Genomic DNA, 12,267 nt, shown 5'->3' with positions numbered 1-12,267 from the left:
GTTCCGTGCAGGTTGTCACCCATCAGCCTTATCGGTGTAACGAGCCGAGGGTATTGAAAAGGAAACCTATGCAAACCAGTTTGTTGAAGCCCAAGATCATTGCGGTTGAGCCGGTCGGTGAGCATCACGCCAAAGTCGTGATGGAGCCGTTCGAACGTGGCTACGGCCACACCTTGGGCAACGCGCTTCGCCGCGTGCTGTTGTCGTCGATGGTGGGCTACGCGCCGACCGAAGTGACGATCGCTGGCGTTGTGCATGAATACTCCACCATCGACGGTGTGCAGGAAGATGTCGTCAACTTCCTGTTGAACCTGAAGGGTGTGGTGTTCAAGCTGCATAACCGTGACGAAGTCACCGTTACGCTGCGCAAGGATGGTGAAGGTGTAGTGCGCGCTTCGGATATCGAAGTGCCGCATGATGTGGAACTGATCAACCCCGATCACGTGATCGCGCATCTGGCCAAGGGCGGCAAGCTCGACGTCCAGATCAAGATCGAAAAGGGTCGTGGTTATGTCCCGGGTAACGTGCGCCGTTATGGCGATGATTCGGCCAAGGTGATTGGTCGTATCGTCCTCGACGCGTCGTTCTCGCCGGTCAAGCGTGTGAGCTATGCGGTCGAATCGGCCCGTGTGGAGCAACGCACTGACCTGGACAAGCTCGTGATGAACATCGAAACCAACGGTGTGGTGTCGCCGGAAGAAGCGATCCGTCAATCGGCTCGCATCCTCGTCGACCAGCTGTCGGTGTTCGCTGCGCTGGAAGGCACGGAAGCCGCCAGCGAAGCGCCGTCGCGTGCGCCGCAGATCGATCCGATCCTGCTGCGTCCGGTGGACGATCTCGAGTTGACGGTGCGTTCGGCCAACTGCTTGAAGGCCGAAAACATCTACTACATCGGCGACCTGATCCAGCGTACCGAGAACGAATTGCTCAAGACCCCGAATCTGGGTCGCAAGTCGCTCAACGAGATCAAGGAAGTGCTTGCCTCGCGTGGTCTCACGCTGGGCATGAAGCTCGAAAACTGGCCGCCGGCCGGTCTCGAGAAGTAAGGTGTAATGACATGGCCGCCTTCGGGTGGCCATGTTGCTACGTAAGTGCGGCGCGTCGGAGTGTTCCGATACGGCCGATAGCGAAGGTACCGGCCCGCGGTGTTTGTCACCGATAGAAGAGCTAGGTCGAAAACTCTGTTTAAAGGAAAGTTGAAATGCGTCACCGTCATGGTCTGCGTAAACTGAACCGTACCAGCAGCCACCGTCTGGCAATGCTGCGTAACATGTCGAACTCGTTGATCCAGCACGAAGCGATCAAGACCACGCTGCCAAAGGCCAAGGAACTGCGTAAGGTCGTCGAGCCCCTCATCACGCTGGGTAAGAAGGACTCGGTTGCCAACCGTCGTCTGGCGTTCAACCGCCTGCGCGACCGCGAAATGGTCACCAAGCTGTTCAACGAACTCGGCCCGCGTTTTGCCAACCGTCCGGGCGGCTACCTGCGTATCCTGAAGATGGGTTTCCGCGTGGGCGACAACGCGCCGATGGCTTTCGTCGAACTGCTGGACCGTCCGGAAGTCGACACGGAAGCGCCGGAAGTCGCTGAGTAAGCGATTCGCGCAACGGTCTTTTCTAGATCGTCAGCCGTAAGAAGAAGCCAGGTCGTTGACCTGGCTTTTTTTATTTTGAGGTGTTGTCCGAAGGCATGGTGACATCAGTCCGGAAATCGCCGGCCGATTGCGCACTTTTCATAGCCTCGGTGTACAGTGAACAATCCTTCCGTTTGAATGGTCTACCGGACACCATGGATGCCCTTCTTATCGTCATGACGACGTTTCCCGACGAGGCCAGCGCCGAAGCCGCGATCGACGGTATGCTTGCCGAGCGGCTGGCGGCGTGCGTGCAGCAAATGGCGCCGGTGCGCTCAAGCTATCACTGGCAAGGCAAGCGCGAAACCAGCGTGGAAGTGCCGCTCATGATCAAGACGACCGCCGCGCGCTATAGCGCGCTTGAGCAGTACATCAAAGAACATCATCCTTACGACGTGCCCGAGATCGTTGCATGGCCCGCCGCCACAGCGTTGCCAGCTTATGCACGCTGGGTCGAAGAGGAGACGCGGGGGAAATTGCATGTCTGATTCGACGATGATGGTGGTGGCGACGCCTGCGGAAGCTGGCAGCGATCAAAGCGCTTCGATGCGAAGTCGCGTTGTGCGATTTTGGGCGGTTGCGTGGCTTGTCGTGGCCGCCTTGCTTTCATTCGGCGCGGGGCGTGCGCATGCGGCCGACGATTTTCTCGATCCGGATGTCGCCTTCAAGGTATCGAAGACGGAGCAGCCCGGTGCCGTTCTGCTGCATTTCGACGTTGCCAAGGGGTACTACCTCTACCGTGAGCGATTCGCCTTCGCGGCCGACAACCCTGCCGTCACACTCGGGACGCCGGTATTTCCGAAGGGTGAGGTTAAGCACGACGAGACTTTCGGCAAGGACATGGAGGTGTACCACGAGCCCATCGATGTTCGAATTCCTGTCAATCAGGCGGGCGCTCCGTTCACACTGAACGTCACCATGCAGGGGTGTGCGGACAAGGGGCTGTGCTATCCGCCAATGGACAAGCCGCTCAAGATTTCAGAAGCAGCGGTTGGCGGTACAACGGGCGGGAGTTCGAGTGCGGCAGTGACGCCAGGGCCGGCCACGCAAGCGCTGCTCGGCGGTGGTCCGAAAGCGTCGAGTGGCTTGCAGGCTGCCGCTGTTGCTGCGGCGGCGCCTTCCGCCAGCACGGCGGGTGGTTGGTTGTCGGCGCGAGAGGACTACAGCGAGGCAGAGCGCATTCTCTCCGGCGGCAGCTTTGCATTGGCACTGGGGATTTTCTTCGCGCTTGGCGTCGGGTTGGCTTTCACGCCGTGCGTGTTGCCGATGGTGCCGATTCTTCTGTCGATCGTCGCGGGACAGGAGGCGAGCCGAGGTAAGGCGATACGCCTTGCCGTCGCTTACGTGCTCGGCATGGCGGTAGTGAACACCGTCATCGGCGTAGCCGCCGGGTTGCTCGGGCAAGGCCTCATCGCGTTCCTTCAAGCGCCTTGGGTGTTGGCCTTGTTTGCGTTGCTGATGGTCGTTCTCTCGCTGTCGATGTTCGGGGTGTACGAAATCCAGTTGCCCTCGGCGCTGCGTGCCCGAATTGACGACGCGGCGCGCAAGCAGCAGTCCGGTCAATGGGTCGGTGCTGCCATGATGGGGGTGCTCTCGGGGCTGATCGTCAGCCCGTGTGTGACCGCCCCGCTGGCCGCAGCGCTTGCCTTCATCGCGAAGACGGGCGATGCGGTCTTTGGTGGCGCTACGCTCTTCGCATTGTCGTTGGGAATGGGCTTGCCGCTCGTGATCCTCGCGGGGGGCGGGGGCGCGTTGCTGCCACGTGCCGGGGCGTGGATGGAGGGTGTGAAGCGTTTCTTCGGCTTCCTGCTTCTCGGTGTTGCCCTCTGGATTGTGCGGCCGTTGCTGCCAACGCCGGTTCTGTTGCTGGGTTGGGGCGTCCTGCTGCTGGTGGCCGCCACGTTCATGCGCGTTTTCGATACCCTGCCCGAGGGGGCCGGCGGTGTCCGACGTCTTCTCAAGGGCCTCGGCGTTGCCGTCGCCCTTCTGGGGGCTGTCGCGCTGGTGGGGGCCGCAGCCGGGGCACGTGATCCGCTCGCACCCCTCGCCGGATTGACGGCGGTGGCCTCCGGAAGCGCCAACGCGGGTGTGGCGACTGCGGAAGGCATCCGGTTTCAGCGCGTCCGCAGCGTTGCGGAACTCGATCAGGTATTGGCGACGGCGGGGCGGCCGGTGATGTTCGATTTCTATGCGGACTGGTGCATCAGTTGCAAGGAGATGGAGCGTTTCGTTTTTACGGATCCGAAGGTGAAGGCACGACTTGACCCGATGGTGCTCGTGCAGGCGGACGTGACCGCGAACAATGCCGACGACCAGGCGCTGCTCAAGCGCTTCGGGCTGTTTGGGCCGCCGGGCATCATCTTCTTTGATGGCAGTGGCAAGGAGGTCGCTGGCACGCGCGTCATCGGCGCACAATCCGCAGAACAGTTCCTGCGCAGCCTTGAGAAAGCATACGGCCCTGCGGTTTGAGCGTCTGAGTCTCTGAGCGGCAGTTAATGCCTCCGCGAGCGGGAGTCCGCAGATCTGGCGGCACGCTTGATGTCATGTGCAACGCAAAACGGCCAACCCGAGATCGGGCTGGCCGTTTTCATTTATGCGACGAGGATTTTACTAACACACGCCCCGGCGGCTAAGTCGCCGGGGCGCGCCTGAATCCGCTTGCAAATCCCGTCGACCGCGTGCCGTATTCAGGCTTGCGCGCGAATCAGGCGTGCCGCATCAAGCGCGAAGTACGTCAGGACGCCATCCGCGCCCGCACGCTTGAACGCAAGCAGCGATTCCATCATGACCTTGTCGTGATCCAGCCAGCCGTTCTGTGCAGCCGCCTTGAGCATCGCGTACTCGCCGCTCACTTGATACGCGTAGGTGGGGAAATGGAACTCGTCCTTCACGCGGCGCACGATGTCGAGATACGGCATGCCCGGCTTGACCATCACCATGTCCGCGCCTTCCTCGATGTCGAGCGCGACTTCGCGCAGCGCTTCATCCGAGTTGGCCGGGTCCATCTGGTAGGTCATCTTGTTGCCCTTGCCCAGATTCGATGCCGACCCGACTGCGTCACGGAACGGGCCGTAGAAGGCCGATGCGTACTTGGCGGCATAGGCCATGATTCGCGTATGGATGTGCCCATTCGCTTCCAGGGCTTCGCGAATGGCGCCAATGCGCCCGTCCATCATGTCGGAGGGGGCGACGATGTCCACGCCGGCCTCGGCCTGTGTGAGGGCCTGTTTTACCAGAATACCGGTCGTCACATCGTTGATGACGTAGCCGTTTTCGTCGAGCACGCCGTCCTGACCGTGGCTCGTGTATGGGTCGAGCGCCACGTCGGTCAACACGCCGAGATCGGGGAAGTTGCGCTTCAATTCGCGCACAGCGCGCGGGATCAGGCCGTCCGGGTTGGCTGCCTCGATGCCGTCGGGTGTCTTCAGCGAGGCCTCGATGTTCGGAAACAGCGCGATCACCGGGACGCCGAGCGTGACGCATGTATCGGCTACGCGAAGCAGTTCGTCGACAGAGACACGCTCGACACCAGGCATCGAATCGACGGCTTCACGACGGTTCTCGCCTTCGAGCACGAACACCGGATATATGAGGTCGTCACAAGTCAGGCGGTTTTCGCGCATCAAACGACGTGAGAAGTCATCGCGTCGCATGCGGCGCGGGCGAAGCAGGGGGTAGGAACTCATGCGATCGGTCCTTTGGACGGAGAGTGGTGCTTCGAAGATTCCCGCGAAATCGGTCGTGTGGACGTGTCCCGAAAACGGATGGTCGTTGCGTCTGGCTCAACGATTCCCTAAGAGGGAAGGCGCGCAAAAAACGGCACTTGCCGGGAAACTTTCGAATGCATGGTATATCATACCAACCGGACGTTCGCACTGTGTGCGAGGGTCCCCCGCTTCTCCTCCCTGAGCGGGCGCCTGTCGTTCTACGATAAGGCTTATTTAAACCCGCCGTGCCTACACGGCGGTTTTTTTATGTGCGCACGAATCGTCATGGCAACGCCCCGGACAGCCATGCTTTCCGGCCGATTCGACAGGCCTCATCCGTTCGGCTGAGGGGATGCCAAGCCATCGCTTGCGCACGCCAATTGCCATCGAACTGACGAAGCGCCATGCGGTTCACCGCGACGATTTGCCGCGTCCGCTGAGCCTGTCTGCCATCTGCTTTGGCGGTTTGACGGTTTGACGGCAGGCTGTCCCGCGTCTGCAAGGTGACATCGTTCGCGCGAGCGAAGGCGGGCGGCGAGGACGTACCCGATCTCCCGGCGCGCGAACGATCAGGACAAACGATCAGGACAAGCTCACTTCTTGGCGGCGTCGCGCGCCGGAATGGCGAGCCAGTCCTCGAGCACGCGCTGCGCGGCGTCGACACCGGTGCGCTTGAGCGATGAGTACAGTTGGGCCGTGAACTGCGGCGGCGTTGCCGGATCGTCGGACGGCAGACCGTCGGTGCGCGGCAGGGCGGCCAGACGTTTTTGCGTGTCGCGCAGTACGACAGTGGCTTCCTGACGCGTGAGTTTGTCCACCTTGGTCAGCAACACGTGGATGGGACGTCCCGTCGGCATGAACCAGTCGATCAACTCGCAGTCGAGGTCCGTGAAGGGCCGGCGCGAGTCCATCACGAGCACGAGGCCGCGCAGTTGCGGGCGCTGCACGAGATAGTCGCCGAGGAGCTTCTGCCAGTGGACCTTCACCCCGCCGCCGACCTCGGCGTAGCCGTAGCCGGGCAAATCGACGAGATAGCCATACAGATGCTCGAGGTGAGCGATCTCGAAGTAGTTGATGTGCTGCGTGCGTCCCGGCGTCTTGCTCGAGAAGGCCAGCCGCTTCTGATTGCAGAGGATGTTGAGCGCGCTGGACTTGCCCGCGTTCGAGCGTCCCGCGAAGGCGACCTCGGGCACGGCCGTGGGCGGCAGGTCGCGCAGATGATTGACGGTCGTAAAGAAGCGGGCTTGATGAAGTAGGGACATGGCAGAAACCGGGGAGCGCCGCAGCCACAGGGATCGGGCTGCAACGCGGGCGCAGGGGCGCAGAACGGCGGGTTCGATGCCCACCGGCGACAGGCCGGGGAGCCCCGTACTGCGGCCTTCTACATGGAAATCCCCTAAAGTCGGGGAAAGACTTTATTGTACAATATGAAAGTTAACCTTGGCCTTGCCAGGGCTTGCCCGAACGTCTCGCGCGCCGTGAGGTTGGAGGAGAAACACGGCGTCGGACGGTGAGTTCGAACGACCGATTTCCCGACAAAACAGATATAAGGTGTGCGAATGAACCGAGGAGTGTGGAAGTCTCTCGCTGCAACACCGTTGGCGCTGGCATGCTTTCTTCTGAGCGGTGCAGGACAAGCCGCCGAGCCTCAGGCGCCCGCCAAACCAGACTTGGCCCGGGGACAGGCCATTGCCAGTCAGGTCTGCGCCGCTTGCCACGCGGCAGACGGCAATAGTACCGGCGGCGCCTATCCGAAGCTCGCCGGCCAGCACGCCGAATATCTGGACAAACAGCTCGCCGACTTCAAGGCGCAGCCCGGCAAAACTCCCGCGCGTAACAATCCCATCATGGCCGGCATGGTCGCGGCACTGTCCGAACAGGACATGCGCAACGTATCCGCTTATTTCGCCTCGCAGACCGCGAAGCCGGGTGTCGCGCGCAACAAGGACACGGTGCCGCTGGGCGAGAAAATTTACCGTGGTGGTCTGGCCGAAAAGGGGGTTCCCGCCTGCGCCTCTTGCCACGGACCAGCCGGCGCCGGCATGCCGTCGCAGTACCCGCGTCTGTCCGGCCAATGGGCGGAATACACCGCTGCCCAACTGGTCGCGTTCCGCGACGAGACCCGCAAGAACAACGCGCCGATGCATACCATAGCCTCGCGGTTGTCGGACAAGGAAATCAAGGCAGTCGCGGATTACATCGCCGGTTTGCGCTGATCGGCAGTCCTGCCCTGACACCATGTGAACGTCAGGGTATATTCGCTGACTTATAACGAAACCAGCAGCGGCGCCGCAGAGCGACCGGGTAGATCTGGTTTAGCATACACAGGGTGGCGGGCGCGTGAGATACGCGTCCCCGCCCTTTTTTGTTGTCGGAAACAGGATGAGCATCAGTACCTCCGGAATGCAGATCAAAGGCGCGCAACGATGGGTGCGCGACGGTGTCGAGCTGGTCAGCTCGATGCGTTTTGCCATCAGCCTGCTGACCGTGCTCGCCATTGCCAGCATTGTTGGCACGGTGCTTAAGCAGGGCGATCCGTATCCCAACTACGTCAATCAGTTCGGTCCATTCTGGGCCGGTGTCTTCCGTTCGCTCGGCCTGTACACCGTGTACAGCTCGTGGTGGTTCCTGCTGATCCTCTTCTTCCTGATGGCGTCCACGACGCTGTGCATCGTGCGCAATGGGCCGAAGATGATTGCGGACATCCGCAGTTGGCGCGATCACGTGCGCGAGGGCAGTCTGCGCGCCTTCGGTCACAAGGCCGAGTTCACCGGGCCGGCGTCGCGTGGTGAGCTTCTGCCGCGCCTCACGGGTTATCTCGGACACCGCGGCTACCGTTTCGTTGTGCGCGAGCGCGACGGTGCGACGCTTGTCGCGGCCAAGGCAGGCGCGATTAACAAGATCGGCTACATCTTTGCGCACAGTGCAATCGTCATCATCTGTCTGGGTGGCCTAGTCGACAGTGATCTGCTGATCCGCGTACAGATGGCACTGTTCGGCAAGTCGCCGCTGCAAGGCAATGCCGTGATCGCACAGATTCCACCGACGCATCGTCTCTCGCCGAACAATCCGGCGTTCCGCGGTTACGCATTCGTGCCGGAGGGCGGCAAATCGACCACAGCGATTCTGAATTTTCAGGACGGCTCGGTCGTGCAGGATCTGCCGTTCGCCATCGAACTGAAGAAATTCCACGTCGACTACTATTCGACGGGCATGCCGAAGCTGTTCGCGAGCGACATCGCGGTCACCGACCCCGAGACCGGCAAGACGATGGACGCGACCGTGAAGGTCAATGAGCCGTTCATCTTCAAGGGCGTGGCGATCTATCAATCGAGCTTCGAGGACGGTGGCAGCAAGCTGAAGCTGACCGGGTATCCCATGCACGGCGCGTCGGATCGCCCGTTTGCATTCTCGGGCGATGTGGGCGGCTCGACGCAATTGCGCGGGGGGGCTGCGGGCAAGGACGAATACACCGTCGAGTTCAGCGACTTTCGGGCGATCAACGTCGAGAACATCAGCAATGGCGGGGGGGAGCGCGACGTGCGCGGTGTGGCGCGCAAGTCGTTGCGCGACGATCTGAGTGCCCAACTCGGCTCGGGTGCCCGCACGGATCTGAGCAAGGATCTGCGCAACGTCGGACCGTCGGTGCAATACAAGTTGCGCGATCGCAGCGGGCAGGCGAAGGAGTACCGCAACTACATGCTGCCGATTCTGGTGGATGACGGTGAGCGTGTCTTCATGACGGGGGTGCGCGACACGCCGGACGGCCCGTTCCAGTACCTGCGCATTCCGGCGGACGCCGACGGCTCCGTCAAGCAATGGATGCTGCTGCGCGCTGCCCTTCAGGACGACGGCGCACGCGCCGAGGCCGCGCGCCGCTTCGCTGCACAATCGTTGCCGGCGCAGACCTCGACGGCGCTTCGCGCTCAGTTGCAGGAGAGCGCAAAGCGTGAACTGGATCTGTTCGCCGGCGTGATTCCAGCGAGCAAAACCAGCCAGACGAAGGGCGGTTTGCAGGCGATTGCGGAGTTCGTGAACGAGAAGGTGCCGCAGGAGCAGCAATCCAGCGCAGCGGACATGTTCCGTCGCATTCTCGACGGCACGGTCTGGCAACTGTGGCAGGTCGCCCGCGAGCAGGCCGGGCAGCCGGCCATGACGCCCTCACCGGAGAACGAGCGTTTCGTGCATACGGCCACCAACGCGCTGTCCGACAACTTCCTGTACGACGCCCCGGTCTTCCTGCAGCTCGATTCGTTCGAACAGATCCAGGCGAGCGTCTTTCAGCTCACGCGCTCGCCGGGTAAGAAGATCGTGTATCTTGGCAGCTTGCTGCTGGTACTCGGCATCTTCTCGATGTTCTACGTGCGCGAGCGGCGTCTGTGGATGTGGCTGAAAGACACGCCGGACGGTGGCAGTTCGGTATTGATGGCGGTGTCGACGACGCGCCGTACGCTTGATTTCGAAAAGGAATTCGCCCGCACGAAGGCGGAGATGGACGAGATCGTCACAAAACGATGAAGGTGAGACAGATGGAGTTATCGCAAAGCTATTCGGAAGTCTCCTGGCTGCGCCGCCGCAGCATCGGCGACTGGCTGTTCGCACTGGCGCTGGCGATCGGTGCGGGCTTTGCCCTCAATCGCTACGGCCATTACATGGACTACTATGAGCACACGATTCTGGTGCTCTCCGTGCCCACCTTTGCACTACTCGGCTGGCATTGGCGGTCCGTGCGCTGGCTGATGGCCGGGATCGCCATTCTGGCGCTCTCGGGCATTGGCTTGTATCACCATGATCTGGCGCGTGCCGATCAGGCGTTCTTCCTCAAGTACTTCCTCTCGAGTCAATCGGCCATCCTGTGGATGAGCGCGCTGTTCTTTCTTGCGACGCTTTTCTACTGGGGCGGTCTGCTCGCCCGTTCGCCGTTCGGTGCGAGCGTGGGGTCGGCGTTGTGCTGGGCGGCAGTGCTGCTCGGCTTCACCGGCATGATGGTGCGCTGGTACGAGTCGTATCTGGTGGGTGCCGACGTTGGCCACATTCCGATCTCGAACCTGTACGAAGTCTTCGTGCTCTTCTGCCTGATCACGGCCCTGTTCTACCTTTACTACGAGCGCCGCTACGAAACGCGCTCGCTCGGTCCGTTCGTGCTGCTCGTGATCAGCGCCGCGGTCGGTTTCAATCTCTGGTACAGCGTGGCGCGCAGCGCCTACGAGATCCAGCCGTTGGTGCCGGCGCTGCAAAGCTGGTGGATGAAGATCCATGTGCCGGCGAACTTCATCGGTTACGGCACGTTCGCGCTCGCAGCGATGGTCGCGGTCGCGTATCTGCTCAAGTCGAGCGAAAACAAGCGTCTGGCGGCCGCAGGCAAGCCTCTCGACAGCGGCTTCTTCTCGTCGCGCCTGCCGTCGCTCGAACTGCTCGACGACGTGATGTACAAGGCCATTGCCGTAGGCTTCGCCTTCTTCACGATCGCCACGATTCTCGGTGCGCTGTGGGCCGCCGACGCGTGGGGCGGTTACTGGAGCTGGGACCCGAAGGAAACGTGGGCGCTGATCGTTTGGCTGAACTACGCCGCGTGGCTGCACATGCGCCTGATGAAGGGATTGCGTGGTGTGGTGGCGGCGTGGTGGTCGCTGACTGGCCTGCTGATCACAACGTTCGCGTTCCTGGGGGTGAACATGTTCCTCTCGGGGCTGCACAGCTACGGACAGCTCTGACGCGAATTGCTGCGTCGAGGCCGCTCGGAAAGCCGCCGCACTCAGGTGCCGGCGGCTTTTTTCATCATGCCGTATGATTTCCCGCAGCGTGACGGCGGGAACGGCGTCGTTCGAGCGCCGGTCTCAACGATCAGTAGCGTGTGCCCGTAGACGGGATTGGCGACAGCGACAGAACGGGCAGGTCAGGGGGATGAGTCATGAGTACGAGCAAATCGCGCCTGCGCGGCACGGACATTCCAGCGAGCAGCATCACGCCTCGCGAGGTCGTCATGGCACGGCGGCGCTTCCTGCGCGCGTCCGGTGCCGGGTTGACAGGGTTGGGCGGCGCAGCTCTCGGCATGCTGCCGGAACGTGTCGTGTTCGCTGCCGACAGCCCCGGCACGGGTCTGGCGACACTGAAGGCCGCACGTAACACGCGTTACGTGGTGACCGACAAACCGACCGACATCAAGGACGTCACCACCTACAACAACTTCTACGAATTCGGCACGGACAAGTCCGATCCGGCACGCCGGGCAGACACACTCAAACCTCGCCCGTGGCAGATCGCCATCGAAGGCGAGGTGAAGCAGCCGAAGGTCTACGACATCGATGCGTTGCTCAAGCTCGCGCCGCTCGAGGAGCGTGTCTATCGCCACCGCTGCGTCGAGGGCTGGTCGATGGTGATTCCATGGATTGGTTACTCGCTCGCGGAACTCATCAAGCAGGTGCAGCCGACGGGAAACGCGAAGTATGTGGAATTTGTCACGCTGGCCGATCCGAAGCAGATGCCGGGGCTGTCGTACCCTGTGCTGAGTTGGCCGTATGTCGAGGGCCTGCGTATGGATGAGGCGATGCATCCGCTTTCCCTGCTCACGTTCGGCCTGTATGGCGAGGTGCTGCCGAACCAGAACGGTGCGCCGGTGCGAATGGTGGTGCCGTGGAAATACGGGTTCAAGAGCGCCAAATCGATTGTGAAGATCCGCTTCGTCGAGAAAATGCCGCTGACGAGCTGGAATCGCGCCGCGCCGGACGAGTACGGCTTCTATTCCAACGTGAATCCCGGTGTCGATCATCCGCGCTGGAGCCAGGCGACCGAGCGGCGCATCGGCGATGGCGGCATTTTCACACCCAAGCGCAAGACGTTGATGTTCAACGGTTACGGCGAACAGGTCGCCAGCCTGTATCAGGGCATGGACCTGCGCAAATTCTTCTGAGCCGACACCTCGTGCCG

10 protein-coding genes are annotated in these 12,267 nt (G+C 61.7%); 8 read left to right on the top strand and 2 right to left on the bottom strand.

Annotated features, from left to right (window positions below; all coding sequences use genetic code 11):
• Positions 1 to 68 precede the first annotated feature (68 nt).
• The 4 genes from PBR20603_RS19530 to dsbD all read left to right on the top strand — a co-directional run bounded on the left by PBR20603_RS19530 (position 69) and on the right by dsbD (position 4,102).
• A complete protein-coding gene (locus PBR20603_RS19530; protein WP_010804111.1) occupies positions 69 to 1,046 on the top strand; it encodes a DNA-directed RNA polymerase subunit alpha in 978 nt (325 codons plus the stop codon).
• Positions 1,047 to 1,201: 155 nt separating this feature from the next.
• Positions 1,202 to 1,594 (top strand): 50S ribosomal protein L17, encoded by a 393-nt coding sequence (gene rplQ, locus PBR20603_RS19525; RefSeq protein WP_010804110.1) that lies wholly within the window; start codon positions 1,202 to 1,204, stop codon positions 1,592 to 1,594.
• 194 nt (positions 1,595 to 1,788) lie between these two features.
• Entirely contained in the window at positions 1,789 to 2,121 is a 333-nt protein-coding gene (gene cutA / locus PBR20603_RS19520; protein WP_150561149.1) for a divalent-cation tolerance protein CutA, read from the top strand.
• The gene (dsbD, locus tag PBR20603_RS19515; protein ID WP_246174855.1) at positions 2,114 to 4,102 is read left to right on the top strand and encodes a protein-disulfide reductase DsbD; all 1,989 of its coding nucleotides are present in this window, start codon (positions 2,114 to 2,116) and stop codon (positions 4,100 to 4,102) included. Before cutA ends, dsbD begins: the two co-directional genes overlap by 8 nt.
• A gap of 218 nt (positions 4,103 to 4,320) precedes the next feature.
• Here the strand turns inward: dsbD and hemB are convergent, their stop codons facing one another.
• Entirely contained in the window at positions 4,321 to 5,319 is a 999-nt protein-coding gene (hemB, locus tag PBR20603_RS19510; RefSeq protein ID WP_150561148.1) for a porphobilinogen synthase, read from the bottom strand.
• 614 nt (positions 5,320 to 5,933) lie between these two features.
• Positions 5,934 to 6,602, bottom strand: coding sequence for a ribosome biogenesis GTP-binding protein YihA/YsxC (gene yihA / locus PBR20603_RS19505; RefSeq protein ID WP_150561147.1), 669 nt, complete (start codon positions 6,600 to 6,602; stop codon positions 5,934 to 5,936).
• 297 nt (positions 6,603 to 6,899) lie between these two features.
• Between yihA and PBR20603_RS19500 the strand changes: the two genes are divergently transcribed.
• From PBR20603_RS19500 to msrP, 4 genes are all read left to right on the top strand, one after another.
• Positions 6,900 to 7,556 (top strand): c-type cytochrome, encoded by a 657-nt coding sequence (locus PBR20603_RS19500; protein WP_150561146.1) that lies wholly within the window; start codon positions 6,900 to 6,902, stop codon positions 7,554 to 7,556.
• A gap of 166 nt (positions 7,557 to 7,722) precedes the next feature.
• The gene (locus PBR20603_RS19495; RefSeq protein ID WP_246174852.1) at positions 7,723 to 9,858 is read left to right on the top strand and encodes a cytochrome c biogenesis protein ResB; all 2,136 of its coding nucleotides are present in this window, start codon (positions 7,723 to 7,725) and stop codon (positions 9,856 to 9,858) included.
• A gap of 11 nt (positions 9,859 to 9,869) precedes the next feature.
• Positions 9,870 to 11,054 carry a c-type cytochrome biogenesis protein CcsB gene (gene ccsB / locus PBR20603_RS19490; RefSeq protein ID WP_150561145.1) on the top strand — a complete coding sequence of 395 codons (1,185 nt, stop codon included), beginning with the start codon at positions 9,870 to 9,872 and terminating at the stop codon, positions 11,052 to 11,054.
• A gap of 197 nt (positions 11,055 to 11,251) precedes the next feature.
• Positions 11,252 to 12,250: a protein-methionine-sulfoxide reductase catalytic subunit MsrP gene (gene msrP, locus PBR20603_RS19485; RefSeq protein WP_150561144.1), complete on the top strand. Its 999-nt coding sequence runs from the start codon at positions 11,252 to 11,254 to the stop codon at positions 12,248 to 12,250.
• Positions 12,251 to 12,267 lie beyond the last annotated feature (17 nt).

The sequence above is a fragment of the Pandoraea bronchicola genome (assembly GCF_902459805.1).
Lineage (GTDB): Bacteria > Pseudomonadota > Gammaproteobacteria > Burkholderiales > Burkholderiaceae > Pandoraea > Pandoraea bronchicola.
Note: the sequence above shows the minus strand (reverse complement) of the source record. Positions and strands in the feature narration are given on the sequence as shown.

What these genes read in the sequence shown, in the direction of transcription:
- PBR20603_RS19530 (WP_010804111.1), top strand. Translation starts at nt 69, where the DNA reads ATGCAAACCAGTTTGTTGAAGCCCAAGATCATTGCGGTTGAGCCGGTC.
- rplQ (WP_010804110.1), top strand. Translation starts at nt 1,202, where the DNA reads ATGCGTCACCGTCATGGTCTGCGTAAACTGAACCGTACCAGCAGCCAC.
- cutA (WP_150561149.1), top strand. Translation starts at nt 1,789, where the DNA reads ATGGATGCCCTTCTTATCGTCATGACGACGTTTCCCGACGAGGCCAGC.
- dsbD (WP_246174855.1), top strand. Translation starts at nt 2,114, where the DNA reads ATGTCTGATTCGACGATGATGGTGGTGGCGACGCCTGCGGAAGCTGGC.
- hemB (WP_150561148.1), bottom strand. Translation starts at nt 5,319, where the DNA reads ATGAGTTCCTACCCCCTGCTTCGCCCGCGCCGCATGCGACGCGATGAC.
- yihA (WP_150561147.1), bottom strand. Translation starts at nt 6,602, where the DNA reads ATGTCCCTACTTCATCAAGCCCGCTTCTTTACGACCGTCAATCATCTG.
- PBR20603_RS19500 (WP_150561146.1), top strand. Translation starts at nt 6,900, where the DNA reads ATGAACCGAGGAGTGTGGAAGTCTCTCGCTGCAACACCGTTGGCGCTG.
- PBR20603_RS19495 (WP_246174852.1), top strand. Translation starts at nt 7,723, where the DNA reads ATGAGCATCAGTACCTCCGGAATGCAGATCAAAGGCGCGCAACGATGG.
- ccsB (WP_150561145.1), top strand. Translation starts at nt 9,870, where the DNA reads ATGGAGTTATCGCAAAGCTATTCGGAAGTCTCCTGGCTGCGCCGCCGC.
- msrP (WP_150561144.1), top strand. Translation starts at nt 11,252, where the DNA reads ATGAGTACGAGCAAATCGCGCCTGCGCGGCACGGACATTCCAGCGAGC.